The 24,943-nt window shown below is 69.1% G+C and carries 21 protein-coding genes; 13 read left to right on the top strand and 8 right to left on the bottom strand.

Annotation, left to right across the window (positions count from 1 at the left end):
- Positions 1 to 4 precede the first annotated feature (4 nt).
- The 7 genes from HNR01_RS02855 (at position 5) to HNR01_RS02825 (ending at position 8,382) form a co-directional block, all read left to right on the top strand.
- Positions 5 to 895, top strand: coding sequence for an SMI1/KNR4 family protein (locus HNR01_RS02855; RefSeq protein ID WP_183666515.1), 891 nt, complete (start codon positions 5 to 7; stop codon positions 893 to 895).
- A 64-nt stretch (positions 896 to 959) separates the two neighbouring features.
- Positions 960 to 1,883, top strand: coding sequence for a D-alanine--D-alanine ligase (locus HNR01_RS02850; RefSeq protein ID WP_183666513.1), 924 nt, complete (start codon positions 960 to 962; stop codon positions 1,881 to 1,883).
- Entirely contained in the window at positions 1,850 to 2,788 is a 939-nt protein-coding gene (locus HNR01_RS02845; protein ID WP_183666511.1) for a cell division protein FtsQ/DivIB, read from the top strand. Before HNR01_RS02850 ends, HNR01_RS02845 begins: the two co-directional genes overlap by 34 nt.
- Positions 2,789 to 2,850: 62 nt before the next feature.
- A complete protein-coding gene (gene ftsA, locus HNR01_RS02840; RefSeq protein ID WP_017486200.1) occupies positions 2,851 to 4,173 on the top strand; it encodes a cell division protein FtsA in 1,323 nt (440 codons plus the stop codon).
- Between the two features lie 103 nt (positions 4,174 to 4,276).
- Positions 4,277 to 6,037, top strand: coding sequence for a cell division protein FtsZ (gene ftsZ, locus HNR01_RS02835; protein WP_183666509.1), 1,761 nt, complete (start codon positions 4,277 to 4,279; stop codon positions 6,035 to 6,037).
- Positions 6,038 to 6,400: 363 nt separating this feature from the next.
- Positions 6,401 to 7,342: a UDP-3-O-acyl-N-acetylglucosamine deacetylase gene (lpxC, locus tag HNR01_RS02830; RefSeq protein ID WP_026105787.1), complete on the top strand. Its 942-nt coding sequence runs from the start codon at positions 6,401 to 6,403 to the stop codon at positions 7,340 to 7,342.
- A 164-nt stretch (positions 7,343 to 7,506) separates the two neighbouring features.
- Positions 7,507 to 8,382 (top strand): outer membrane protein assembly factor BamD, encoded by an 876-nt coding sequence (locus tag HNR01_RS02825; protein WP_017486203.1) that lies wholly within the window; start codon positions 7,507 to 7,509, stop codon positions 8,380 to 8,382.
- 275 nt (positions 8,383 to 8,657) lie between these two features.
- On the opposite strand, the gene HNR01_RS02820 is transcribed toward HNR01_RS02825, so the two are convergent.
- A complete protein-coding gene (locus HNR01_RS02820) occupies positions 8,658 to 9,644 on the bottom strand; it encodes a glycosyltransferase family 2 protein (protein WP_183666507.1) in 987 nt (328 codons plus the stop codon).
- 164 nt (positions 9,645 to 9,808) lie between these two features.
- Between HNR01_RS02820 and recN the strand changes: the two genes are divergently transcribed.
- Together recN and HNR01_RS02810 are read left to right on the top strand one after the other, a co-directional pair.
- Positions 9,809 to 11,509 carry a DNA repair protein RecN gene (gene recN, locus HNR01_RS02815; RefSeq protein WP_183666505.1) on the top strand — a complete coding sequence of 567 codons (1,701 nt, stop codon included), beginning with the start codon at positions 9,809 to 9,811 and terminating at the stop codon, positions 11,507 to 11,509.
- A gap of 646 nt (positions 11,510 to 12,155) precedes the next feature.
- The gene (locus tag HNR01_RS02810) at positions 12,156 to 12,512 is read left to right on the top strand and encodes a hypothetical protein (protein WP_026105789.1); all 357 of its coding nucleotides are present in this window, start codon (positions 12,156 to 12,158) and stop codon (positions 12,510 to 12,512) included.
- A gap of 169 nt (positions 12,513 to 12,681) precedes the next feature.
- On the opposite strand, the gene HNR01_RS28125 is transcribed toward HNR01_RS02810, so the two are convergent.
- The 5 genes from HNR01_RS28125 to HNR01_RS02785 form a co-directional block, all read right to left on the bottom strand.
- Positions 12,682 to 12,975: an RNA polymerase sigma factor region1.1 domain-containing protein gene (locus HNR01_RS28125; RefSeq protein ID WP_017486208.1), complete on the bottom strand. Its 294-nt coding sequence runs from the start codon at positions 12,973 to 12,975 to the stop codon at positions 12,682 to 12,684.
- Between the two features lie 59 nt (positions 12,976 to 13,034).
- Complete coding sequence (locus HNR01_RS02800) at positions 13,035 to 13,307, bottom strand: YiaA/YiaB family inner membrane protein (RefSeq protein WP_017486209.1); 273 nt, start codon at positions 13,305 to 13,307, stop codon at positions 13,035 to 13,037.
- A gap of 36 nt (positions 13,308 to 13,343) precedes the next feature.
- Positions 13,344 to 14,036 (bottom strand): PspA/IM30 family protein, encoded by a 693-nt coding sequence (locus tag HNR01_RS02795; protein ID WP_017486210.1) that lies wholly within the window; start codon positions 14,034 to 14,036, stop codon positions 13,344 to 13,346.
- Positions 14,037 to 14,180: 144 nt separating this feature from the next.
- Positions 14,181 to 16,496, bottom strand: coding sequence for an FdhF/YdeP family oxidoreductase (locus HNR01_RS02790; RefSeq protein ID WP_183666504.1), 2,316 nt, complete (start codon positions 16,494 to 16,496; stop codon positions 14,181 to 14,183).
- A 110-nt stretch (positions 16,497 to 16,606) separates the two neighbouring features.
- Positions 16,607 to 17,650, bottom strand: a complete 1,044-nt coding sequence (locus tag HNR01_RS02785) for a hypothetical protein (protein ID WP_183666502.1) — start codon at positions 17,648 to 17,650, stop codon at positions 16,607 to 16,609.
- Between the two features lie 379 nt (positions 17,651 to 18,029).
- On the opposite strand from HNR01_RS02785, the gene dnaK reads away from it, so the two are divergent.
- From dnaK to HNR01_RS02765, 4 genes are all read left to right on the top strand, one after another.
- Complete coding sequence (gene dnaK, locus HNR01_RS02780; RefSeq protein WP_183666500.1) at positions 18,030 to 19,949, top strand: molecular chaperone DnaK; 1,920 nt, start codon at positions 18,030 to 18,032, stop codon at positions 19,947 to 19,949.
- Between the two features lie 234 nt (positions 19,950 to 20,183).
- Positions 20,184 to 21,335: a molecular chaperone DnaJ gene (gene dnaJ, locus HNR01_RS02775; RefSeq protein WP_017486214.1), complete on the top strand. Its 1,152-nt coding sequence runs from the start codon at positions 20,184 to 20,186 to the stop codon at positions 21,333 to 21,335.
- 159 nt (positions 21,336 to 21,494) lie between these two features.
- On the top strand, positions 21,495 to 22,151 hold the full coding sequence (locus HNR01_RS02770) for a class I SAM-dependent methyltransferase (RefSeq protein ID WP_183666498.1): 657 nt from the start codon (positions 21,495 to 21,497) through the stop codon (positions 22,149 to 22,151).
- Between the two features lie 255 nt (positions 22,152 to 22,406).
- Positions 22,407 to 22,748, top strand: a complete 342-nt coding sequence (locus HNR01_RS02765; RefSeq protein ID WP_183666496.1) for a hypothetical protein — start codon at positions 22,407 to 22,409, stop codon at positions 22,746 to 22,748.
- A 130-nt stretch (positions 22,749 to 22,878) separates the two neighbouring features.
- Here the strand turns inward: HNR01_RS02765 and deoA are convergent, their stop codons facing one another.
- Together deoA and deoC are read right to left on the bottom strand one after the other, a co-directional pair.
- Positions 22,879 to 24,186 carry a thymidine phosphorylase gene (deoA, locus tag HNR01_RS02760; protein WP_183666494.1) on the bottom strand — a complete coding sequence of 436 codons (1,308 nt, stop codon included), beginning with the start codon at positions 24,184 to 24,186 and terminating at the stop codon, positions 22,879 to 22,881.
- Entirely contained in the window at positions 24,183 to 24,941 is a 759-nt protein-coding gene (gene deoC, locus HNR01_RS02755) for a deoxyribose-phosphate aldolase (RefSeq protein ID WP_183666492.1), read from the bottom strand. The genes deoA and deoC overlap by 4 nt, the downstream gene beginning before the upstream one ends.
- Between the last annotated feature and the right edge of the window lie 2 nt (positions 24,942 to 24,943).

Genomic DNA, 24,943 nt, shown 5'->3' with positions numbered 1-24,943 from the left:
GCCCATGGCCACGACCGACCCCACGGCCCTGGCGGCAGAACTCGGCAAACTCGTCGAAGAGGTCGCCGCCGGGGCCGATAAGGCCCGCGCGGGCGGCGACATCCTGCGCCTGCGCGACCGGCTCAATCGCGAGTGGGACGGCGCGAAGCCCGGCGCATACCTGTCGGAGGAGGCCTACGCGGCGCTGCGGCGTCGCTGCGAGGCGGCGCATGCCCGCCTGACCGATCGGTTCGTTGCCCTGCGGGATACCGTCCCTCCGTCGGAGCCCCGCCTCGTCATCGACTCCGAAGCCCCGACCCACGCCACGTTCTTCGAGGCGGATACGCCGGCCGCGGACTGGGCCGGCGAGGCCGAGGCGGCGATCGGCGCGGCCGAATCCCGCCTTGGCGTGACGCTGCCCGAATCGCTCCGGGCGCTCTACCGGCGGCGGAACGGTGGGACGACGGACTTCTTCCTCGCCACGGACACGCCCGATGCGCCCTTCGTGTTCGAGGGCGACGCGGCCTTGCGCGAGGCCGACGAAATCTGGCGCACGGTGCTGCCCGGCTTCGGCCTGAGTTCCCTGGAACGGCTGAAGACGCTCGGCACGATCGCCGACGGCATCGACGTCGGCGGCGAGGAGGAATCCTGGCGCGCCGCCCTACCAGGGATCGACCGCATGATCCCGCTCAGCAGCCACGGCTCCGACCTCTGGCTCTGCCTCGACTACGCGGACGCATCGCCTGAACCCTCGGTCGTCCTGTTCGACGCGATCTCGCCGGACGGCGGCCCCGGCCGCATCACCTTTCGCCGCCCGGATTTCGCGCGCTTCTTCGCCGGGCTGCGACGCCACGCCATCACCGTCGAGGGCGGCGTCGCCATGCGCGGCACCCGGCTCCTCGGCAACGAGGCTTGATCCCGCTTCCCCCGCACCATCGGGCGCCGGAGGCGCCGAACCAGCCCTGAAAGGCTCGAAACCGATGTCCAAGCACGTCGCCGTCCTGATGGGCGGCTGGTCCTCCGAGCGGGAGATCTCGCTCCGCTCCGGCAATGCCTGCGCCGCGGCGCTGGAAGGGGAGGGGTACCGCGTCACCCGCGTCGATGTCGGGCCCGACATCGCATCGGTGCTGACCGACCTGAAGCCCGACGCGGCGCTCAACGCGCTGCACGGACCGGCGGGCGAGGACGGCACGATTCAGGGCCTCCTGGAGATCCTGAAGATCCCCTACACCCATTCCGGGGTGCTGGCCTCGGCGCTCGCCATGCACAAGGAGCGTGCCAAAACGGTCATGCGCGCGGCCGGAGTCAGCGTTCCGGAGGGCCGGGTCGTTAACCGTCATGATGCGGCGAAGTCACACCCGTTAACCCCTCCCTATGTCGTGAAGCCGATCGCCGAGGGCTCCTCCATGGGGGTGATCATCGTGCGCGAGGAGCGCTCCCATCCGCCCCAAATCCTGGCTTCCGACGAGTGGGTCTACGGCGAGGAAGTCCTTGCAGAGACTTACGTTGCCGGCCGCGAGCTGACCTGTGCCGTGCTGGGCGACCGGGCCCTCGGCGTGACCGAGATCAAGCCGGTCTCTGGGGAGTGGTACGACTTCGATGCGAAGTACGCTGGCGGGGGGTCGATTCACGTCCTTCCCGCGGATCTTAAACTAAATGTTTACCAGCGTGTCCAAGAGTTGGCGTTAACGGCGCATCAAGCACTGGGATGCCGTGGCGTCAGCCGTGCCGACCTTCGTTACGACGACACGCCGGGAGGAACCGGCGCCCTCGTCGTCCTCGAGGTCAACACGCAGCCAGGGATGACCCAGACGAGCCTTGTGCCGGAGATCGCGGCCCATGCAGGCCTGAGTTTCGGTGAACTCGTCCGATGGATGGTGGAGGACGCTTCTCTCAACCGCTGAACGCTGCCGGTACCTCCGGCAGCGGCGGATTCCTCGCGGGCCTGCGGCTCCCGAGGATCCTCAGGCGGTTCTCGTCGGCGCGCCGGCTGCGGCCGGCGGTGCCGATCGAGGCGCGCGTGCCGCGGCTCGCGGGCACCGCGCTGGTCGCGGGCCTCGCCGGCGGCGTCGCGCTGACCGGCTTCGTCATGAGCGGGCGCTACGACGCCTTCGTCGCCGAGAACGGCCGTCCGCTCGACATCCTCGCCCGGATCGCCGGTTTCGGCGTCGAGCGGGTGACCATCACCGGCCTGTCGCGGATGTACGAGCGCGAGGTGCTGAGCACCGCCGGCATCGACTGGCGCTCCTCGGTGCCGTTCCTCGACGTCGACGGGGTGCGCGACCGCCTGCTCGCCGAGAAGCTGATCGCCAGCGCCTCCGTGCGCAAGCTGTACCCGAACGAGATCGTCATCAACCAGGTCGAGCGGGAGCCCGCCGCCCTGTGGCAGCAGAACGGCGAGATCCAGGTGATCGCCGCCGACGGCAAGGTGATCGACGATCTGCGCGACGAGCGCTACGTCAACCTGCCCCTCGTGGTGGGTGCGGGCGCCAACGAGCGCCTCAAGGAATATCTCGACCTGATCGAGGCGGCCGGCCCGCTGGGCTCGCGCATCCGCGCCGGCACCTACGTCTCCGGCCGACGCTGGACGCTCAAGCTCGACGGCGTCGACATCCGCCTGCCCGAAGCCGCTCCCGCCGAGGCGCTGGCCCGCCTCGTCCGCCTGGAGCGGGAGAGCAGGATTCTGGAGAAGGACATCATCGCGGTCGATCTGCGCATGGCCGATCGCGTCGTGGTGCGCCTGACCGAGGAGGCCGCGGCCGCCCGGGCCGAGAGCCGCAAGAAGCCGAAGAAGGGGACCGCGACATGAGCGCCGCCCTCTCGAACGAACTCTCCTCCGTGTCCTCTCGCGTATCCGTCGAGTAGCGTCCGATGCAGACTCACCACGGCCTCACGCCGCGCCTGAAGCCGCTCTCCGCCCGTCGGAGCGCGACGATGTCGGTTCTCGACATCGGCACCAGCAAGGTCGTCTGCCTCATCGCCGAGCTGCAGCCGGCCGAGGCGATGTCGACCCTGCGCGGGCGCACGCATCTGGCCCGCATCATCGGCATCGGCCACCAGCGCTCGCTCGGCCTCAAGGGCGGCGCCATCGTCGATCTCGAAGCGGCCGAGGGCGCGATCCGTCAGGCGGTCCACGCCGCCGAGCGGATGGCCAAGGCCGAGGTCCAATCGGTCATCGTCAACATTTCCGGCGGGCGCATCGCCTCGCAGCATTTCGAGGCGCGGGTAAACGTCCGCTCCGGCACCGTCACCGGCTCCGACGTGGAGCGGGTTCTGGAAACCGCGAGCGCCCACGGCGTCAGCCCCGGCCGGGCCGTGCTCCACGCCCTGCCGACCGGCTACGCGCTGGACGGCCAGGGCGCGGTGATCGACCCGTCGGGCATGATCGGCAGCGCCCTCGGCGTCGATCTCCACGTCGTCACGGCGGAGGCCGCCGCCGCCCGCAACCTGATGCTGGCGGTCGAGCACTGTCATCTCGGCGTCGACGCGGTGATCGCCACTCCCTACGCCGCCGGCCTCTCGGCCTTGGTGGACGACGAGGCCGAACTCGGCTGCGCCGTCGTCGACATGGGCGGCGGCACCACGAGCGTCGGCGTGTTCATGGGCGGGCACCTCGTCCATTGCGACGCGGTCGCGGTCGGCGGCCACCACGTCACCATGGACATCGCCCGCGGCCTCTCGACCCGCGTCTCCGTCGCCGAGCGACTGAAGACGCTCTACGGCTCGGCCATTGCCACGGCTTCCGACGAGCGGGACATGATTGCCGTGCACGGCGTCGGCGAGGACGAGGGCGAGGCACCCGGCCACGTGCCCCGCTCGCAGCTCGTGCGCATCGTCAAGCCGCGGGTCGAGGAAGTGCTCGAACTCGTGCGCGACCGCCTGCGTGGGGCCGGTTTCGGCGCCCAGGCCGGGCGCCGGGTGGTCCTCACGGGCGGCGCCAGCCAGCTCGTCGGCCTGCCGGAGACGGCCCGACGCATCCTCCAGGGACAGGTCCGGATCGGGCGCCCGCTCGGCATCCGCGGCCTGCCGGAAGCCGCCAAGGGGCCCGCCTTCTCGGCCTCGGTCGGCCTGCTGGTCTACCCGCAGGTGGCGCATGCGGAGCATTTCGAGCCGCGGGGGCAGGGCGCCTTCGCCGGCACGGGAACGGACGGCTACTTCTCGCGGGTCGGTCGCTGGATCCGGGAAAGTTTCTGAAGACGACCCCGCGCCGCCGCGAGGCCAGCGCGGGACAAGCAAAACAGGGCAGGCGTCGCAAGACGTCGTTCAGGCAATCGAAAGTCACGAAGGGTTCGACCACATGGCCATCTCTCTTCAGGCTCCGGACATCCGGGAACTCAAGCCCCGCATCACCGTGTTCGGCGTCGGCGGCGCGGGCGGCAATGCCGTCAACAACATGATCGAGTCGGGTCTGCTCGGCTGCGAGTTCGTCGTCGCCAACACCGATGCCCAGGCGCTCACCTCCTCGAAGGCCGAGCGGGTGATCCAGATGGGCATCGGCGTGACGCAAGGGCTCGGCGCCGGCTCGCACCCGGAGGTCGGCTCGGCGGCGGCCGAGGAAGTCATCGACGAGATCCGCGACCAGCTCTCGGGCGCGCACATGGCCTTCATCACCGCCGGCATGGGCGGCGGCACCGGCACCGGCGCGGCCCCGGTCATCGCCCGCGCGGCGCGTGACATGGGCATCCTCACGGTCGGCGTCGTCACGAAGCCGTTCCAGTTCGAGGGCATGCGCCGGATGCGCACGGCCGAGGCCGGCATCCAGGAGCTTCAGGCGGCGGTCGACACCCTGATCGTCATCCCGAACCAGAACCTGTTCCGGGTCGCCAACGAGAAGACCACCTTCGCCGACGCCTTCGCCATGGCCGACCAGGTGCTCTACTCGGGCGTGGCCTGCATCACCGACCTGATGGTCAAGGAAGGCCTGATCAACCTCGACTTCGCCGACGTGCGCGCGATCATGCGCGGCATGGGCAAGGCGATGATGGGCACCGGCGAGGCCTCCGGCGAGAACCGCGCCAACCGCGCGGCGGAAGCGGCCATCGCCAACCCGCTCCTCGACGACGTGTCGATGAAGGGTGCCCGCGGCCTGCTGATCTCGATCACCGGCGGCTCCGACCTCACCCTCTACGAGCTCGACGAGGCCGCCACCCGCATCCGCGAGGAGGTCGATTCGGACGCCAACATCATCCTCGGCGCGACCTTCGACGAGAGCCTCGACGGCATCATCCGCGTCTCGGTGGTCGCCACCGGCATCGAGCCGGCGCTGATCTCGGCCGATTCCCCGAACAACCCGGAGATCGCCCAGACCGAGCAGCGGATCGCCGAGGTCGCCGAGCGCCTGCGCTCCGAGGCCCGCGCCCGCGCTTCCGCGGCGCTGAGCCCCGCCTCGACGCATCAGCCGGTGCAGCAGGCGGCCCATCAGCCGACGCATCGGGCCTCGGGCCCCGAGCCGCTGCTCGCCCCGAACGCCGGCCCGCGGGCGATGCTGTCCGAGCCGGTCGCGCCCGAGCCGATGCGCGCCGAGCCCGCCCCGGCCCTGCACCACCACGACGTCGTGCTAACCCAGGCGCCGGCCCGCGCCGCCGTCCCGGCCTACGAGCCGCCGGCCCCCGCCCAGGCGCAGGAGCCCGCGGCGGTCGCGAACGGTCCCTACGTGCCGCCGCGCCCGCAGCTCGCCCGCCCGCCGCGCATGCCGCAGATCTCGGACCTGCCGCCCCACACCCAGGCGCAGATCCTCAAGAGCCGCGGTGAGGAGCCCCAGCCGGAGCCGAGCCAGGACTCCAAGCGCATGACCCTGCTGCGCCGCCTCGCCACCGTCGGCTTCGGCGGTCGCCGCGAGGAGGCCGAGCCCGCCCCGGCTCAGCCCGCCCGCGCCGCGGCGCCGGCTCCGGTCGCTGCGCCGCGCGTCGAGCCCGCTCTGCGGGCGCCGGCACCCCAGGCGCCGCAATACCGCCCCGCGCAGGGCAACCTCGACCCGCAGGGCCGCGCCCTGCCGCCGCGGATGATGGAAGACGACCAGCTCGAGATTCCCGCCTTCCTCCGCCGCCAAGCCAACTGACCACCGAACCAAGAGGCGCATCAGCTGTGGATTGATGGGGGAAACCATGCCCCCTTCGGCCTACAGTGAGGTGTTTCGGCAACAGACCCGGGATCGCAAGATCCCGGGTTTAGTTGCTTGTTAAGACATTGAACACAAAATGCTTTTCAAAGATCGTGGCGAAACCGTGGCTGTAACAGAACGTAAGAATCCGTGATTTGGCCGCCCTGTTTGCCACAGCTATACACCATGCCGGAACGACAGAAGGCGCGGATGGTCGACCGACCGGCAGCGCTCGCAGAGGCTTCAAGCAGCGGACGGACTTTCCCATACCGCGCCCCGGATCGGGCCTGCGCGGGAAGGATCCTGGCCGAGGGCTAAGGTATGCGGACGAACCAACAAACAACGCTCAAAACGTCCGTGACCCTCACCGGAATCGGAGTCCACTCCGGAAACCCGGCAGAGATCACGATCCACCCCGCCAAAGCCAACCACGGTATCGCTTTCCTCCGAACGGGCACCACCACCGGCAACGACCGGCTCATCAAGGCCCACTTCGCCTGCGTCTCCGCCACCGAGCTGTGCACCGTCATCGGTGACGTCGAGACCGGCGCCGTCGCCACCATCGAACACCTGATGTCGGCCCTCTACGGCCTCGGTGTCGACAACGCGCTGATCGAGATCGACGGCCCCGAGATGCCGATCCTCGACGGCAGCGCCCGCCCCTTCGTCACCGCCATCGACAGCGTCGGCCTCGCCTCCTGCGGCGCGGCGCGCCGCTGGATCAAGGTGCTTCAGCCGGTCCGCATCGAGGCCGGCCGCGCCTTCGCCGAACTCCGCCCGATCGACCGCGGATTCCGCCTCGACGTGGAGATCGATTTCGAATCCCCGGTGATCGGCCGCTCGCGCAAGGCGATGGACCTGACCCCGGCCGCCTACCGCCGCGAGATCGCCCCCGCCCGCACCTTCGGCATGATGAAGGACGTGGAGCGCTACTGGAAAGCGGGCTTCGCGCTCGGCGCCTCCCTCGACAACACGGTCGCCGTCGGCGAAACCGCCGTCGTCAACCCGGAAGGCCTGCGCTTCGCGGACGAGTTCGTCCGCCACAAGTTCCTCGACGCGGTCGGTGATCTCGCTCTGGCCGGCCTGCCGATCCAGGGCGCCTACCGCTCCTATTGCGGTGGCCACCGCATGAATGTCGGCATCCTCGAAGCCCTGTTCGCCGACCGCGCGAACTACGCCATCGTCGAGGGCCAGGGCAGCCGCCGCGAACCGGCCCGCGCCGAGTTCGGCCTCGGCATCGCCGCCTTCGCCGCGGAACTGTAACCGCTGCGCCACATCGGTCCTCGATCCACGCTCCGGGCGGAATCCGTTAACAGTTCCTGCCGCCCTGCCGTTTTGACGCCCGAATCGGCCTCCACCCGTGAAAGCCTGCGCGTAGGTCGCGTGCCGCCTCGAGGCGGCCGGACCTGACAGGGAATTTGACCGCGATGCCTCTGACCTTCCCGACCCGTGGCGCGATGGCGGCCGTGCTTCTCAGCCTCGGCCTCGGGCTCGGCGGCTGCGACGCCCTCGACCCGACCAATCTCTTCGCCGAGAAGTACAAGCCAGAGGCCGTTCCGGACACGCCGGCGGACAAGCTCTACAGCGACGGCTTGGCGAAGATGGAGGACAAGGATTACGAGAACGCCGCCAAGCAGTTCGAGCAGCTCGACAAGCAGTACACCTATTCCGACTGGTCGCGGAAAGGCCTGCTGATGACGGCCTACGCGAACTACGAGGGCGCGAAGTACGACGATGCCATCACCGCCTCCAAGCGCTACCTGCAGCGCCATCCGGCGAGCAAGGACGCGGCCTACGCCCAGTACCTGATGGCGATGTCGCAATATAAGCAGATCCCGGACGTGACCCGCGATCAGGAGCGCTCCGAGCGCGCCCTCGTCGCTCTCCAGGAGCTGGTGCAGAAGTACCCGACCTCCGAATACGCCGCCGACGCCAAGGCCAAGATCCAGATCACCCGCGATCAGCTCGCCGGCAAGGAGATGGAAGTCGGCCGCTTCTACCTTGAGAAGCGCGCCTTCCCGGCGGCGATCAACCGCTTCCGCGACGTGGTCAGCAAGTACCAGACGACCCGCCACGCCGAGGAGGCGCTGGAGCGTCTGGTCGAGGCCTACATGGCGCTCGGCATCACCGGCGAGGCGCAGACCGCCGCGGCCGTACTCGGCCACAACTTCCCCGACAGCCCCTGGTATCAGGATGCCTACAAGCTCCTGCAGACCGGCGGCCTGGAGCCGCGCGAGGAAAAATCCTCCTGGATCAGCAAGATCTATCGCGGCGTGATCGGGCGGACCGCCGCCGCGGAGTAGGGCCTCCTCACGGCGCTTGCGCGACAAAGACGACGCATACGAACAGCGTCCCGGATCCGAGATCCGGGGCGCTGTTCTCGTTTACGCCGCTCCGGTGCCCCTGCAGGGCGGACCCGACGCGATCCCGGGCGCGAGCCGTCCGGAGATATTGGGCCACGGCGTGCGTCGCGAAGGCTCGCGATGACGGCGCCGGATGAACAGCAACCTCAGCGTCCCAGGCGGAGCCAACACCACCCCCGCCCAATCGGGCTCGGCGCGGCCCAGGCGCGCGTGCTTCAGACGATCCGGTCGATCCGCCGCTCGATCCGCTCTGAATAGGCCCTCGCCACGGGCAGCGCGTCGGTCAGCTCGCCGTAGCGGGTGCAGACCTCCGACAGGAAACCGATGAGCGCCCGGACCGACTGCATCTCAGGGTCGTTCGGTGGCGTGTAGCGGAGGGGTCCGCCGCGGTAATCGATCGGGTCGTGGATGACGCAGCGATCCTCGTTCTCCTGCTCGATGATCCAATCGGACCTCAGCAATCGTTCGGGGTGATCCCTCAGTAGCTCGAACGGCCCGCGATAATGGCTCGAGAAGCCTCGATCCAGGCAAGCCTGACCTGCCGTCAGGATCTTCGCCCATCCTCGCACGACTTTCGTGACGTACTGGGCAGCATTTCTGACGGAGAAATGCGCGATCCGAAGCCGCTGCTCGGTGACGACCGTGCCTTGGCTTCCTTCCGGAAGGGACACGTCGTGCTGCCCTTCCAGCACGAGCCCCTTCTCCTTTCCGAGCCGCCAGCTCGCGATCACCTTGCCTTCGGCGACGATCTCCGTGCGGTGGGTGATGCGGCGCGGCACGAGATTCTCGGTCGCGTCGTCGTCGGTCCTGTAGTTGTAATGCGCCCAGGGTATCCGGACGGCGACGACGGTCTCACCGGAAGTCTCCAGTCCCTGGAGGTAGCGCCGCAATCCGCCCGACAACTCGCGCTCGTCGTAGAACTCGTCGCTGTCGAGACAGGCGACCCAATCCGCATCGTGCCGGTCGACAGCCTCGTTGTAGAGCCAGTTGTTCATGTCCCGCTCCGAGAAGCAGATCGACGGCGATTGGTAGACCGTCAGAGACAAGCCTTCCTCGGCGAGACGTTTGACGACCTCGATGGTCCCATCGCGGCTTCCATTGTCGAGGATGATGTGATGATCGACGAAGGCGGCGGCATGCCGGATGAAGGCCTCGATGATATCGACCTCATCGAGCACCCGACTCACCGCAACGATCCGCATGGTCCGGCTCCCAGTCACGCTTCACCCGATGAGGGAAACGGCCTGGTTTGCGACCATCGCGCGGCCGATCGTCGTCGCCGATCTCGCAGCACTTTCCGGGTGAAGTCGTCTCCGCTTACGGCTAAACCCACGCACAATTCAATAAGGGGCTCTGGCGCCGCTTCATGCTCGTCCAGCTCGCAATCCGCGACATCGTTCTGATCGACAAGCTCGAGTTGACCTTCTCCGCTGGACTCACCGTCCTCACGGGCGAGACCGGCGCGGGCAAGTCGATTCTGCTCGACGCCTTCGCCCTGGCGCTGGGCGGGCGCGGCGATGGCGGGCTCGTGCGGCAGGGCGAGGCGCAGGGCGGCGTCACCGCGGTGTTCGACGTGCCCATGGACCACCCCGCCCGGGCCGTCGCAGCGGCGGCCGAGATCGACACCGACGGCGACCTGATCCTGCGCCGCACGCAGTTCGCCGACGGGCGTACCCGTGCCTTCGTCAACGACCAGCCGGTCGGCGTGCAGACGATGCGGGCGATCGGCACGGCGCTCGTCGAGATCCACGGGCAGCACGACGACCGGGCACTCGCCGATCCCACCACACACCGCATCATCCTCGATGCCTTCGGCGGGTTGCAGGGACCGCTCAACCAGGTCGCCGCCGCGGCCAAACGCGTGCGCACCGCCCGTTCGACCCTGTCCGAGCAGCGCGCTCGGGTCGAGGCGGCGCAGAAGGAAGCCGACTTCCTGCGCCACGCGGTGGAGGAACTCGGGAGCCTCGATCCGCAGCCCGGCGAGGAAGCCACGCTCGCCGAGCGCCGCACGGTGATGCAGCAGGGCGAGAAGGTCGCGCGCGAGCTCAACGAGGCGCTCGACCTCGTCGGCGGCTCCGGCTCTCTCGTGCCGCATCTCTCCTCCGCCGTGCGCCGCCTGGAGCGGCGCAGCGCGACGGTGCCGACGCTGGTCGATCCGAGTATCGCGGCCCTCGACGCCGCGCTGGTGGCCCTCGACGAGGCGCGCGCCGCCCTTGACGCCGCGGTGCTCGCCGCCGAGTTCGACCCGCGCGAGCTGGAGCGGGTCGAGGAGCGCCTGTTCGCCCTGCGCGCCGCCTCGCGAAAATACGGCGTCCCGGCCGACGACCTCGCCGATCTGCGCGGTCGCTACGACGCGGACGTCGCCGCTCTCGATGCCGGCGAGCAGGCGCTCGCGGGCCTCGAGGCCGAATTGGAGGCGGCGGAGGCCGCTTATGCCCAGGCCGCGAAGAAGCTCGGCGACGGTCGGCGCAAGGCCGCGAAGGCCCTGGACGCGGCCGTGCAGGCCGAGCTTCCGCCGCTGAAGCTGGAGGGCGCCCGCTTCATCACGCAGATCACCGTGGATGAAGCCTCCCGCGACGCGGCGGGCACGGAGCGGATCGAGTTCTGGGCGCAGACCAATCCCGGGACCCGCGCCGGCCCGATGATGAAGGTTGCCTCGGGCGGCGAGCTGTCCCGCTTCATGCTGGCGCTCAAGGTGGTGCTGGCCGGCAAGGGCTCGGCGCCGACGCTGATCTTCGACGAGATCGACACCGGACTCGGCGGCGCCGTGGCCGATGCCATCGGCGCGCGGCTCGGCCGGCTCTCGGAGCAGGTGCAGGTCGTGGCGGTCACACACGCGCCGCAGGTCGCCGCCCGCGCCTCGACCCATTTCCGAATCGCCAAGGACAGCGTGAAGGGGAAGACGGCCAAAGGCGCGGAAAAGAGTGCCGATCGGGTGACCACCCGTGTCGTCGGCCTCGCGGCGGATGCGCGCCGCGAGGAGATCGCGCGGATGCTCGCCGGCGCCACGGTCACCGACGAGGCCCGCGCCGCGGCGGCACGGCTGCTGCAGGGGGCGGAGGGCTGAACCGCCCCCCCGCCGGATCGAGTCGGGACGCCGGGCTCGGCTCAGGTCGCGGTACGGCCCTTTTCCCTCGCGCACGAGACCGACGCCGCACCGCCCGAAGAGAAAGCGATCCGCGATCGGGGTTTTGCGAGGCATCTCGGCATCGGCGCGCGAGGGCGCCCGCGTTTCAGAGCAGACCGACCCAGCCGACTAGGAACAGCGCGGCAAGCAGGACGATCCCGAGTAGTCCGCCCCTGACCGCTCCCGTCACGCATTGATGCAACGCCGACGGCGGCCGATGGGCCGCCTTATTCTCCCGATGCCACCGGTCGACCAACCTCTCGTGCATGCGTGAGCGCCGAAGCCTCCGGGACTGCCCGATGAGGTTGATCCGCACGAGTGCGTTCGTCAATATTTCCTGCTTCTGCCTCCTGTCAGGACAGCGCTCGACCGGAGATGATCGAGCCGGACGGCCGCCGAGTTCAGAGGAGCGGCCTCCCTGAAGAGTTCAGACGGCCGGCTCCGGCAGGAACGGCCCCGGCAGGCCAGCGGCGCGCCTGATCAGCCTCGACGATACCGGACCATCGCCGATGAGCGCCCCGCAATTAACGACCTGTTTTCCAATCTATGTGTAATAACAGTATATTTCCATGCCTGCAGTGTCGATATGAAGACAATCATTGCCTTACTGATGTCGGCAGCACTGCTCTGGACGAGTGGAGCCGATGCACAGGCCAACAAACCGCCTCGGCAGCCGACCGCGGCTTCGACGCAGGCACTCTGCGAACAGCCCCCGCCCGAAGTCAGGGCGCATGTGTCCGGCGAAGCCGAGCGTGCCCAGGCACAAGCGCGGATGGAAGCGCTCTACAAACGGCTCGATGATCGTGCGGACTGGGCCACACACTCGATTTGCAAGGGCTGCCGGCCGGAGCGGCCCTCCGCAGACCGATCCTGGCAGCTCGTCGCTTCGGCTCAAGAATCCGAGAACATTGTCGGCGATCCCGCTCAGGCCCCCGAATACTGAGACGTCTCGGCGAAGAGCTTACAAGCTGCGTGAGCGGCTCCGATCGGCCGTGATGCGAGGCGGCGCCACCCCGACACCTGCGTAGACGCCCGCTGTCGGCGCGGGAAAGCCGAACCGCCCCGCCACGATTCTCCGTCGCCAGGACCTCGCACGGCACGGGAGAGAGGGTCTACTCCCCCTCGTCAAGCTCGATGCCATACTCGGCCAGCACCCAGAAGATCGCCTCCAGGTCGTCCGCAGTCACGTCCCGCGGCGGCAGCGCCTCCTCGAGATCGTCGTAGGTGAGCGATCGGCGGCGTTCCGCATCCGCTTTGGCGAGCAGGCGATCGACGGTCATGCGGATATCGGCTGGCAGGGCGTCGTGACTCGGCAGCACGATCCCACCCGCCGGGCGCAGGGCATCGCGGAGCAGCCGATCAATGATCGCCTGCCGTCGCGCGTGAGCTCCGTCCGAACTGTCCATGCGACGGAATATGGACCGTCGCGGGCGCGCGTCGAGTCTCCGCCGGCAGGCGACTTTCGTCACTCCTTGCCGACCGACATCAGCAGGCGCTCGGTGCGGGCATCCTCAATGCGGTTGACCATGCGGCGCGCCTCGTGGACGTCGCGGAGGGTCTTCGTGACGGTGATGCAGGACTGGACGAGCATCACCGTTCCCATGGCGAGGTAGCCCTTCATCCACAGGTCGAGGGGCATGAACAGGATGCCGAAGCCGACGAGGGCGGCGGAGGCGACGAAGGACGCTTGGGTGAAGACGACCCAGCTGCCGCTATGCTGCGCGTTCTCTTGGGGCATGGTCAGGGTTCTCGATCGGGGGGCTGAAGAGCGGGATCAGACGCAGCCGGCGCGGGCCGCCTCGGCGCGGCTTCGCATGCGTGCCATCACGTCGTCGGAGCAGGGACGCGTCCGGGGCCCGAAGCCCTCGCTCTCGAGGCGCTCGGCGATTGTTGCCTCGGGCGTCTCGATCGCGGTGAGGGCATCGTCGGCCTCCACCGCCTCCGCCTGGATTCGCTGGAGGCGTGTCAGCGTGGCCTCTGCCTCTCGCAGGCTCGCCCCTCCGCTCACCGTCGGCGTCCGGCGGAGGCGCCGGACCGCTTCCGCGGCCGCCGCGACCCGGCGCCCGCGCTCCAGGGCGGCCTGGCGCCGGGTGGCGTCGGCGAGCACCGCGCGCATGCGTGCCACCTCGGCGGCGAAGGTCGCCCGCGACCGGCACAGCGCATCCCGCTCGGCCTCGAGGTTCGCGATGGCTTCGGCCGCCTCGCGGGCCAGATCCTCGCGGCCCGCCGAGAGGGCGGCTACGGCACGGGTCTCCAGATCGGCTGCGCGGGCCTCGACCTCCGCCAGCCGTCGCGCCTCGGCGCCGTCCCCGGCCATGGCTGCGGCCAGCGTCCGCCGGCCGCGCTCCAGATCGGCCGCCGTCTCGCGGATCTGCTGATCGAGCACGAGTAGGGCGTGGCGGTCGTAGGCGTCCTCGCGGGCCTGGGCGGCGGCCCCGCGGGCGAGGGTTCGCAACAGCGTCAACATGGCATCACTCCGGTGGCGTGATCGCGTCGTCACGCCCCCAGAGTGCGTCAGGTTTGCACGGTGTACAAGTGATGATTTGCACATCGTGCAATCCGGCCTCTCGTCGTTCGGCCCGCCGCCAGCGGGATCCTGACGGGCGCGCGCTCAATCCCTCACGGCCAGTTCCGCCGCCTTGGCGATCCGCACGGGAATCGCCTTGGCCGCCGGAACCTTGGCCTGCGCGTCGTGGTGCCAGAGTGGGATCAGCACGTTCAGCTCCGGGTAGTAGCCGGCGCAGTTGCCCTCGGGGATGTCGTACTTGACGATTCGCAGGCCCTTCACCTCGCGGGCGAACTCATCGGCGGCCTCCGTGACGACGTCGACGGTCTCGCCGTCGGCGAGTTGAAGGCGCTCGATGTCGTTCTCGTTCATGAACAGCACCTGCCGGGTGCCTTTCACACCGCGGAAGCGGTCGTGATAGCCGTAGATCGTGGTGTTGAACTGATCGTTCGAGCGGAGCGTGATGAGGTCGAGCACGTCGCGGCGGTCGCTCTTCATGTCCGGGTCCATATCGAGTCCGTCCGGCGGCACGACGAAGTTGGCCTTGCCGGTCGGGGTCTCCCACTTCCGCTCGCGGGCGGCGAGCGGCTTGTGCAGTCCGCCGGGCTCGAACAGGCGCGCGTTGAAGTCCTTGAATTTTTCCGGGTAAGTCGCCTCGATGGCGTCGCGCACCTTGGCATAGTCGCCGACCCAGGCGTCCCAATCGACCTTGGGGTTGGGTGCCAGCGTCGCCTTGGCGAGCTGCGCCACGATCCAGGGCTCGGAGCGCACGTGGTCGCTGACCGGCGACGCAACGCCCCTTGAGCCGTGGAAGCAGGAGGTCGAATCCTCCATCGACACCGCCTGCGGGCCGCTCGCCTGCTCGTCGATCTCGATCCGGCCGAGGCAGGGAAGGATGTAGGCGATCTCGCCATGGACGAGATGCGAGCGATTGAGCTTGGTCGAGACCTGCACGGTCAGGCGCAGCCCCCGCCACGCCTCTTCCATCCGTTGCGTGTCGGGAACGGCGCGGACGAAGTTGCCTCCCAGCCCGACGAAGGCCTTCACCTTGCCGGAGAGGACACCCTCGCAGGTCTCGATCGTGTTCATCCCCTTCTCGCGCGGAGGCTCGAAGTCGTACATCTCCTTGAGCTTGTCGAGGGGCACCAGTTCGGGCTCGTCGGCGATGCCGACCGTGCGCTGGCCCTGCACGTTGGAATGGCCGCGCACCGGGCAGATGCCGGCGCCGGGACGACCGATATTGCCGCGCAGAAGCAGCAGATTGACGAACATCTGCACGGTCTCGGTGCCGCGGCGATGCTGGGTCAGGCCCATGCCGTAGATGCCGATCACCGCCCGCGCGCGGGCATAGACGGCGGCGGCCGCCTCCATCCCCTCGCGCTTCAGGCCGGACTTGGCTTCCAGCGCCGGCCATTCGAGCCGGTCGCAGAATTCCTCGAACTCTTCGAACCCGTGGGTGTGCTCTTCGATGAAATCGATATCGAGGATGCGCGGGCGCCCTTCCTCCTGCGCCTGCCGATCCATCGCGAACAGCGCCTTGCAGATCCCGGCGATCGCCGCGATGTCGCCGCCCGCCTTGACCTGATGGTACTGGGTCGAAATCTGCGTCGAGGCATGCGTCAGCATCTCGATCGGCGATTGCGGGTTGGTGAAGCGCTCCAAGCCCCGCTCGCGCAGCGGATTGAAGGTGATGATCGGAACGCCCCGGCGCCGGGCATCCTGCAGCGGGTGCAGCATCCGCGGCGAGTTCGAGCCGACATTCTGGCCGAAGAACAGGATCAGGTCGGTCGCCTCGAAATCCTCCAGCACCGTCGTCCCGACCGGCACGCCGATCGATTGCGGCAGCGCCTTCGAGGTCGATTCGTGGCACATGTTTGAGGAGTCGGGCAGGTTGTTGTTGCCGTACATGCGCGCGAACAGCGCGTACATGTAGCTCGTCTCCAGCGAAGCCCGGCCCGAGGAGTAGAACACCGCCGCCTTGGGGTCTTCCTCCCGCAGCGCCTTCAGCTCGCGACCGATTTCCTCGAAAGCCTGCTCCCAGGAGACCGGAAGGTAGCGGTCGCGCTGCGCGTCGTAGCGCAGCGGATGGGTGATGCGGCCCTTCTCCTCGAGATCGTAATCCGGCCAGCTCAGCAGCTCGGTGACCGAGTAGCGCTCGAAGAAGTCCGGTCCGATCCGCTTGCGGGTCTGCTCCCAGGCGGTCGCCTTGGCGCCGTTCTCGCAATACTCGAAGGTCGAGGGCTTGGCCGGCTTCGACCATGCGCAGGACACGCACATGTAGCCGCCCGGCTTGTTCTGCTTCATCAGCATCGCCGCGCCGGAGGCCGGGATCTCCTCGCGGGTCAGGATATCGACGAGGGAGCGGGCCGACCCCCATCCGCCGGCCGGGTCGGTGTAGGCTTCGATCTTCTGGTCGGGCATGGCCGGGCTCGCTCTGGGTGAGTCTCGGCCCAACACGCTGGCGAAATGCGCGGTTCCCCCTATGCGACGCCGGCGCCGATGCGCCCGCGCCGGGCGAGCCGGAGCCTCGCCTACTGATCGGCGAAGGGCTCCGCCCCGGGGGCATCCGGGTTCATGCCTTCGACCGGAGCGCGGCTGCGGCGGGGCCGCGGCGGCGTGTTGGCCGCGGTCGGGGCGGCCGTGTTGGCGCCGAGCCGCACCGCCAGGGCGATCGCCCGCGCCTCGGTGAAGCGCAGGTGGCAATAGCCGTGCGCGCCCTCGCGGGCATAGGTCCGGCAGGCCTGCTCGCGGTCTGAGGAGAAGGCTGCCTGCTCCTGCACGATCGGGCGGACATCGCCGCCCCGCGCCCGCTGGGTCATGATCTTGTAGTTGTCGCGCACGGCCTTGTCGGCGACGCCGCGGGCGGTGTCGAACTCGCCCGCCTGCGGGATCAGGCTCGCCGCACCCGGCCCCCACAGGCCCGACGGCGTGGTCTCGCAATCCGCCGCGGTGAAGCTGCAGGCCGGGCCCGAACCGAGCGGGGTGGCGAGCACGCTGCCATCGAGGATCTCGAAGCGCAGCGGGCATTCGGCGCTCGCCGCCGAGAAGCGGGAGACGCCCTGCGCACGCCCCTCCGCGCTCAGCGGCACCGGCTTGCCGCCGTTGAGCTTGACCGAGCAGTTCTCGGTCGGCTGCGAGATCTTGGTGCCCGGCAGCGTCATCTGGGCGGTGTAGGCCGAACCGCTCCGCTCGATCTTCAGGGAGCCGTTCAGCCCGTTGAGCAGCAGGTCCTGCCCCGCGACGTTGTCCTCGGCCGGCACCCGCAGCACTACCGGCTGGCGCGGCTGGGCCGGCCCGCTCGGGCGCGCCTCGACGCCCTCTCCCGGTGCTGGAGCGCCCGGCTCGGCCGGCTGCTGCGGCGGCGGCTGAACGGGAACGTTGCGCGGCGGCTGCGGAGGACGCGCCGCCCGTCCGATGCCGAACAGCTCCTCGAAGAAATTCTGAGCCCGTGCCGGGGTGGAGGCGGTCACCGCCGATCCGGCGAGCAGGAGCAGCCCGCCGATCGCGGCACGAGTCGGGCGAACCGTCCTCCGGACCTTCCGCGCGGACATTCTCTCGGAGACGGGCAGGAACATCAGGCCGTCGGCCTCCCGGTTTGAAGCCACTTCACGGGCCGTATCCCACCGTCCTAGCATGCCACCCGTGGCGCGGACGTGGCAGCCTGGCAACAAACAAGCCCTCGTCTGAGCGCCGAATGCCGGAAACCGCCCGGCGCGGCGGCGGATAGCGGCCGACGCTCAAGCGTCCACTCGCGCATTCGGGCACGTTCTTGCGGCGGCGTAGCCGTCTTCTTATATGCGGCGGGACACGGGACGAGGCCTGGGAAGCACAACCCGCAAGGGCGATGCGCTTCGGATCCATCCCGTTCTCAAACCTGATGTTTTGTACCGCCATGGGTCGAGCTGCTTCGGGGCTCGGCGGTCTGCTTGAAAAATCCAACAGAGGGATCCCACCATGGGTAAAGTAATCGGTATCGACCTCGGCACCACCAATTCCTGCGTGGCCGTCATGGAAGGCACGCAGCCGCGGGTCATCGAGAATGCGGAAGGCGCCCGCACCACACCGTCCATCGTCGCGTTCACCGACGACGGGGAGCGCCTCGTCGGCCAGCCCGCCAAGCGGCAGGCCGTGACCAATCCGGAACGCACCTTCTTCGCGATCAAGCGTCTGATCGGCCGGACCTACGACGATCCGCTGACGCAGAAGGACAAGGGCCTCGTGCCCTACAAGATCGCCAAGGGCGACAACGGCGACGCCTGGGTCGAGGCCGACGGCAAGAAATATTCGCCCTCGCAGATCTCGGCCTTCACCCTTCAGAAGATGAAGGAGACCGCCGAGTCGCATCTCGGCCAGCCGGTGACGCAGGCCGTCATCACGGTCCCGGCCTACTTCAACGACGCCCAGCGCCAAGCGACCAAGGACGCCGGCAAGATCGCTGGCCTTGAGGTACTGCGCATCATCAACGAGCCGACGGCGGCCGCGCTCGCCTACGGCCTCGACAAGAAGAAGTCCGGCACCATCGCGGTCTACGACCTCGGCGGCGGCACCTTCGACGTGTCGATTCTCGAAATCGGCGATGGCGTGTTCGAGGTGAAGTCGACGAACGGCGACACCTTCCTCGGCGGCGAGGACTTCGACAACCGCGTGGTCGAATATCTGACCAGCGAGTTCAAGAAGGAGCAGGGCATCGACCTGACCAAGGACAAGCTCGCCCTTCAGCGCCTCAAGGAGGCCGCCGAGAAGGCGAAGATCGAGCTGTCCTCGGCCACGCAGACCGAGATCAACCTGCCCTACATCACTGCCGACGCCTCCGGGCCGAAGCACCTCGCGCTGAAGCTCAGCCGGGCGAAGTTCGAGTCCCTCGTCGACGACCTCGTGCAGCGCACGATCGAGCCCTGCCGCAAGGCGCTCAAGGATGCCGGCGTGTCGGCCAACGAGATCGACGAGGTCGTGCTCGTCGGCGGTCAGACCCGCATGCCCAAGGTGCAGGAGGTGGTGAAGGCGTTCTTCGGCAAGGAGCCCCATAAGGGCGTCAACCCGGACGAGGTCGTCGCCATCGGCGCCGCGGTCCAGGCCGGCGTGCTCCAGGGCGACGTGAAGGACGTGCTGCTGCTCGACGTGACCCCGCTCTCGCTCGGCATCGAGACGCTGGGCGGCGTGTTCACGCGCCTCATCGACCGCAACACCACGATCCCGACCAAGAAGTCCCAGGTCTTCTCGACGGCCGAGGACAACCAGAACGCGGTCACCATCCGGGTCTTCCAGGGTGAGCGCGAGATGGCGGCCGACAACAAGCTGCTCGGCCAGTTCGACCTCGTCGGCATCCCGCCGGCGCCCCGCGGCATGCCGCAGATCGAGGTGACCTTCGACATCGACGCCAACGGCATCGTCAACGTGACGGCCAAGGACAAGGCGACGAACAAGGAGCACCAGATCCGCATCCAGGCTTCGGGCGGACTGTCGGACGCCGACATCGAGAAGATGGTCAAGGACGCCGAGGCGAATGCCGAGGCCGACAAGAAGCGCCGCGAGCTGGTCGAGGTGAAGAACCAGGGCGAGAGCCTGATCCACGCCACCGAGAAGTCGGTCGCGGAGTACGGCGACAAGGTCTCGGCCGCCGACAAGGGCGCGATCGAGACGGCGATCGCCGCCCTGCGCACGGCGTTGGAGGGCGAGGACGCCGAGGGCATCAAGGCCAAGACCAACGACCTTATGCAGGCCTCGATGAAGCTCGGTGAGGCGATGTACGCGGCCTCTCAGGCCGAGGGCGCGCCCGGCGCCGACGGCGCCGCGGCCTCGGCCGACAAGAAGGACGACGTCATCGACGCCGACTTCCAGGAAGTGGACGAGAACGAGCGCAAGAAGCGCGCGTAAGTCCGGACGTGCGGGAGCGGTGCGCCAGCGCCGCTCCCGATCATTTTTTCATCGTCAGCGGCGCGGACGGCTTGATCCTCGGGCATGGCTCGGGGATCAACCATGCCGGGCGTCCGACAGAAGCGAAGGTCGATCCGGCCTGTCCCGTCCGAGTCGGGAGGCGGATCGCGGCGCGGCCGAGGCTCTGCACGTGAGCGGGCAGCCGGCGCGAACGAGAGGCTCCAGGGGCCGGGAATGTCGAAGCGGGACTATTACGAGGTCTTGGGCGTCGCGAAGACGGCCTCGGAGAGCGAGCTGAAGGTCGCCTTCCGCAAGCTGGCCATGGTGCATCACCCGGACCGCAATCCCGGCGACAAGGAAGCCGAGATCAAGTTCAAGGAGGTCAACGAGGCCTATCAGTGCCTGTCCGACGGCCAGAAACGTGCGGCCTACGACCGGTTCGGCCACGCCGCCTTCAGCCAGGGCGGCGCGGGCGGCCCCGGATTCGGCAACGAGTTCGGCGACTTCATGTCGGACATCTTCGAGAACTTCTTCGGGGATGGTCGCGGTGCTCCGGGCGGCGGGCGCGGACGCGGCGGCGCGCCGGGTCGGGAGCGCGGCGCGGACCTGCGCTACAATCTCGAGATCAGCCTCGAAGAGGCCTTCGCCGGCAAGACCGAGACCATCCGCATCCCGACCTCGATCGCTTGCGAAACCTGCTCGGGCACGGGCGCCAAGGCCGGATCGAAGCCGCGCACCTGCTCGACCTGCGGCGGCTACGGCCGGGTGCGGGCGGCGCAGGGGTTCTTCGCCATCGAGCGGACCTGCCCGAACTGCCACGGCCGCGGCGAGGTGGTGGACGATCCCTGCCCGTCCTGCTCCGGTGCCGGCCGGGTCAATCGCGAGCGCACGCTCTCGATCAACGTGCCGGCGGGCGTCGATGACGGCCTTCGCATCCGGCTCGCGGGCGAGGGCGAGAGCGGCCTGCGCGGCGGGCCTTCGGGCGATCTCTACGTGTTCCTCTCGATCAAGCCGCACCCGTTCTTCCAGCGCGACGGAGCCGACCTGTTCTGCCGCGTGCCGATCTCGATGGTGACGGCGGCGCTCTCGGGCGAGATCACCGTGCCGGTGATCGACGGCTCGCAGACGCAGGTGCGCATCCCGGCCGGCACGCAGACCGCCAAGCAGTTCCGCATCAAGGGGAAGGGCATGCCGGTGCTGCGCTCGCGGGAGGTCGGCGACCTCTACATCCAGGTCTCGGTGGAGACGCCGCAGAACCTGACGAAGCGCCAGCGCGAGCTGCTGCAGGAATTCGATCAGAGCGCCTCGGACGAGAACCACCCGGAGAGCGCCGGGTTCTTCTCCAAGGTGCGGGACTTCTTCGTGAGCGGCTCGACGCGGGCATGATCCGCTCCCGTCTCACGGGATCAAACGCCGGATTCCACCGGTTATGATCGCGGCTCATCGCTGCGGTCATGCACCCGACGCCGTGCAGCGAAGCTTGACTGCCCGCGGGTTTTCGTCGTCTAGCCTGTCGCAACCATGATGAGCCGAGGACCTTCGGACGTGCCGCCGCTTCGCCGTTCCAGTGCCCGAGCCGTCGCCGCCACACGCGTCATTCGCGAGCGCAAGGATCCCCTGGAGGACGAGGCGCGCTTCCTGCGCTCCTGGTTCGAGCGCCCGCTGGTCACCGGCGCGGTGACACCGTCGGGCCGGATGCTGGCGCGCACCATGGCCGCCTATGCCGATCCGAACGTCGCCGGTCCGGTGATCGAACTCGGACCGGGCACCGGCCCGGTGACCGAGGCCCTGATTCGCCGGGGCTTCGATCCGGAGCGGCTCGTCCTCGTCGAGTTCAATCCCGATTTCTGCACGCTGCTGCGCCGACGCTTCCCGGGCGTGACCGTGATCTGCGGCGACGCCTACCGGATCCGCGAGACGCTGCGCGACAAGCTCGACGGCCCCTGCGCCGCGACCATCTCCAGCCTGCCGCTCTTCACCAAGCCGCTGGAGCAGCGCCTCGACCTTCTCCAAGGCGCTCACGACCTGATGCATCCGGGTGCCCCCTTCGTCCAGTTCACCTATGCCGTGGTGCCGCCGATCCCGGCCAAGTGCGAGGCGGGCAGCTACACCGCGAGCCGCTCCAACAAGGTCTGGCTCAACCTGCCTCCGGCCCGCGTGTGGGTGTACCGGCGCCCCGAGGCGAAGAGCGGCGCCGTCTGACATTCGCAAGGTGAGCCGGACCGGCTGAAACACGTTCCGGTAGTCCCGAGCGAGTATCGCGGGGCTGCAACGATCGATCCCGGCTGATCGAACGGTTTCTCTTCTCGACCGGGACGCTCGGCGGTCGATCCACTGCGCCGATTCTGCGCGTCCTTGTTTCTCAATGTACGCAATCCGCTCAGAACACGTTCATCGGGTGGCTTCTAGCTTCGCTCTCAAGGCCGCCAGGACGGCCCAATGAACGGAGGTCACACGATGTCGGAACCATCCTCACCGCGTCGCTCTCGCTTCGCGCTGGCCGCACTCGCGCTGATGGCCGGGGGGCTTTTCGGCGGCGTCACAGTCGCCGACGCCGCCCCGCTGGCGCCGGCTCCGGCGGCGGCCCTGGCGTCGGAGGCGACGGTTGAGACGGTGCAGTGGCACCATCACCATTTCGGCCACCGTCACCATCCGCGGCACTGGGGCCATCGCCATCACGGGCACTGGGGTCATCATCGCCGCCATTGGGGCCATCACCACCATGGCTGGGGTCATCGCCACCATCACCATGGCCATTGGGGCCATCGCCGCCACGGGGGCCACCATCATCACTGGTAGGCGAACGGCAGGCCAGCGGGGGGCGGATGGGGCGGCAAGCCTCATCCGCCCCCTTTGCCTTGCCGGAGCGCCTTCTCCCCCGCTCCACGAGTGGGGGAGAGACCGCGGCCCTCCCTGAGCTGCGGTTCCTTTAGCCGAGCCGTTCCACCACGGGCTCGCACGCATCCGGTACCATACCGATTCGATAGGCGCTCCGCAGGGCCGACTCGGCCCGCGCGGCGCTCGCCTCGTCAGCCGCATGGACCATCCCGATCGGATCGCCCTTCTCCACCCGATCGCCGGGCCGAACCAGGCCGGTGAACCCGACGCTCGGATCAATGGAGTCCTGCGGCCGGGTTCGGCCGCCGCCGAGGTCGATCACCGCCAGGCCGATGGCGCGGGTCTCGATGCGCTCCACCACGCCCGATCTGGGCGCCGTCACCGGCCGTACGACCGGCGCCCGCTTCAGGTAGCGTTCGGGTGCCTCCACGAGATCGCCCGGTCCGCCGAGCGCCGTCACCATCCGCGCAAACACCTCGCAGGCGCGGCCGGACTCGAGGGCCGCCGTCAGCCGCGCTTCCGCCTCTGCAACATCCGCGGCGAGTCCGCCGATCACCAGCATCTCGGCGGCGAGCGCCAGGGTCACCGCGTGGAAACGCGGCTCGCGGGCGCGGCCGGTGAGGTAATCGACGGCGTAGGCCACCTCGACCGCGTTTCCGGCACTGGAGGCCAGGGGCGCGTCCATATCGGTCACGAGGGCGCGGGTGCGGAGCCCCGCCGCGTTGGCCACCGTGACGATGCTCTCCGCAAGCGCCCGCGCCTCGGCGCGTTGCGCCATGAAGGCGCCAGAGCCGGTCTTCACGTCCATGACGAGGCCCTGGAGCCCGGCCGCAAGCTTCTTCGAGAGGATCGAGGCGGTGATGAGGTCGAGGGACTCGACCGTCCCGGTGACGTCGCGGATCGCATAGAGGCGCCGATCGGCGGGCGCGAGGTCGGCGGTCTGGCCGATGATGGCGCAGCCGACTTCGGCCGTGACCCGCCGGAACCGATCGAGGCCCGGCGCCACGTCGTAGCCGGGAATGCTCGCAAGCTTGTCCAGCGTGCCGCCGGTATGGCCGAGGCCGCGCCCGGAGATCATCGGCACGAAGCCGCAGCAGGCCGCGACCATGGCCGCCAGGGGAAGGCTCACGGTATCGCCGACGCCGCCGGTGGAGTGCTTGTCGAGGACCGGTCCGGGCAGATCCCACGCGAGCACGGTGCCCGACTGGGTCATGGCACGGGTCAGCGCCACGCGCTCGTCGAGGCAGAGACCGCGGAAGAACACCGCCATGGCAAAGGCCGCGGCCTGCCCCTCGGTGACCCGATCCCGCGTCAGGCCCTCGATGAAGCCGGCGATGTCGGCCTCCGACAGAGTCCGACCGTCGCGCTTGTCGCGAATGATCTCCTGGGGAAGCTTCATGGGGCGGCCTCCAGGGCGCGCACGAGTTCGGCATGAAGCGCGCTCGCTCCGATCCGGAATGTGCCCGGGCTCGCCCAATCCGGCCCCATCACTCGATCCGCGAGGGCGAGATAGGCGCTCGCATCCTCGACCCGGCGCAGGCCCCCGGAGACCTTGAGCCCCGCCGGCCGCCCGGCGCCGGCGCGGATCGCCTCCAGCATGATCGCGGCGGCGGGCAGCGTGGCGGAGAGCGGCGTCTTGCCGGTGGAGGTCTTGATGAAATCGGCACCGGCTTCGAGCGACAGACGGCTCGCCCGGGAGATCAGCGCCGGCTCTTCGAGTTCGCCGGTCTCGAGGATCACCTTGAGGAGCCTGCCGGGGCAAACGTCGCGCACGGCTGCGACCATCGCGCGGGCGCCGTCCGCGTCGCCGCGCATCAGCGCGCGATAGGGCAGGACGAGATCGATCTCGTCGGCGCCGTCCGCGAGGGTGGCGCGGGTCTCCGCGACGGCGCGCGCGACGTCGTCGCCGCCTTGCGGGAAGTTGATCACGGTGGCAACCCGTACGCCGCTGCCGCACAGCGCCCGAACGCATCCCGCGACGAAATCGGGCCAGACGCAGACGGCGGCGACGCCGCTCGCGCGGGCCCTCCCGCAGAGGTCTTCGGCCGCGGTGGCCGTGGGCGCATCACTCAGATCGGTGAGATCGAGCAGAGGCAGGGCGCGCCGGGCCACGCCGGCCGCGTCCTGGGGGGAAAGGGGGGGTGTGGCGGTCATCC

This window comes from Methylorubrum rhodesianum, assembly GCF_014199985.1.
Classification (GTDB): domain Bacteria; phylum Pseudomonadota; class Alphaproteobacteria; order Rhizobiales; family Beijerinckiaceae; genus Methylobacterium; species Methylobacterium rhodesianum.
The sequence above is the reverse complement of the archived record's forward strand: the minus strand, read 5'-3'. Positions and strand labels throughout refer to the sequence as shown.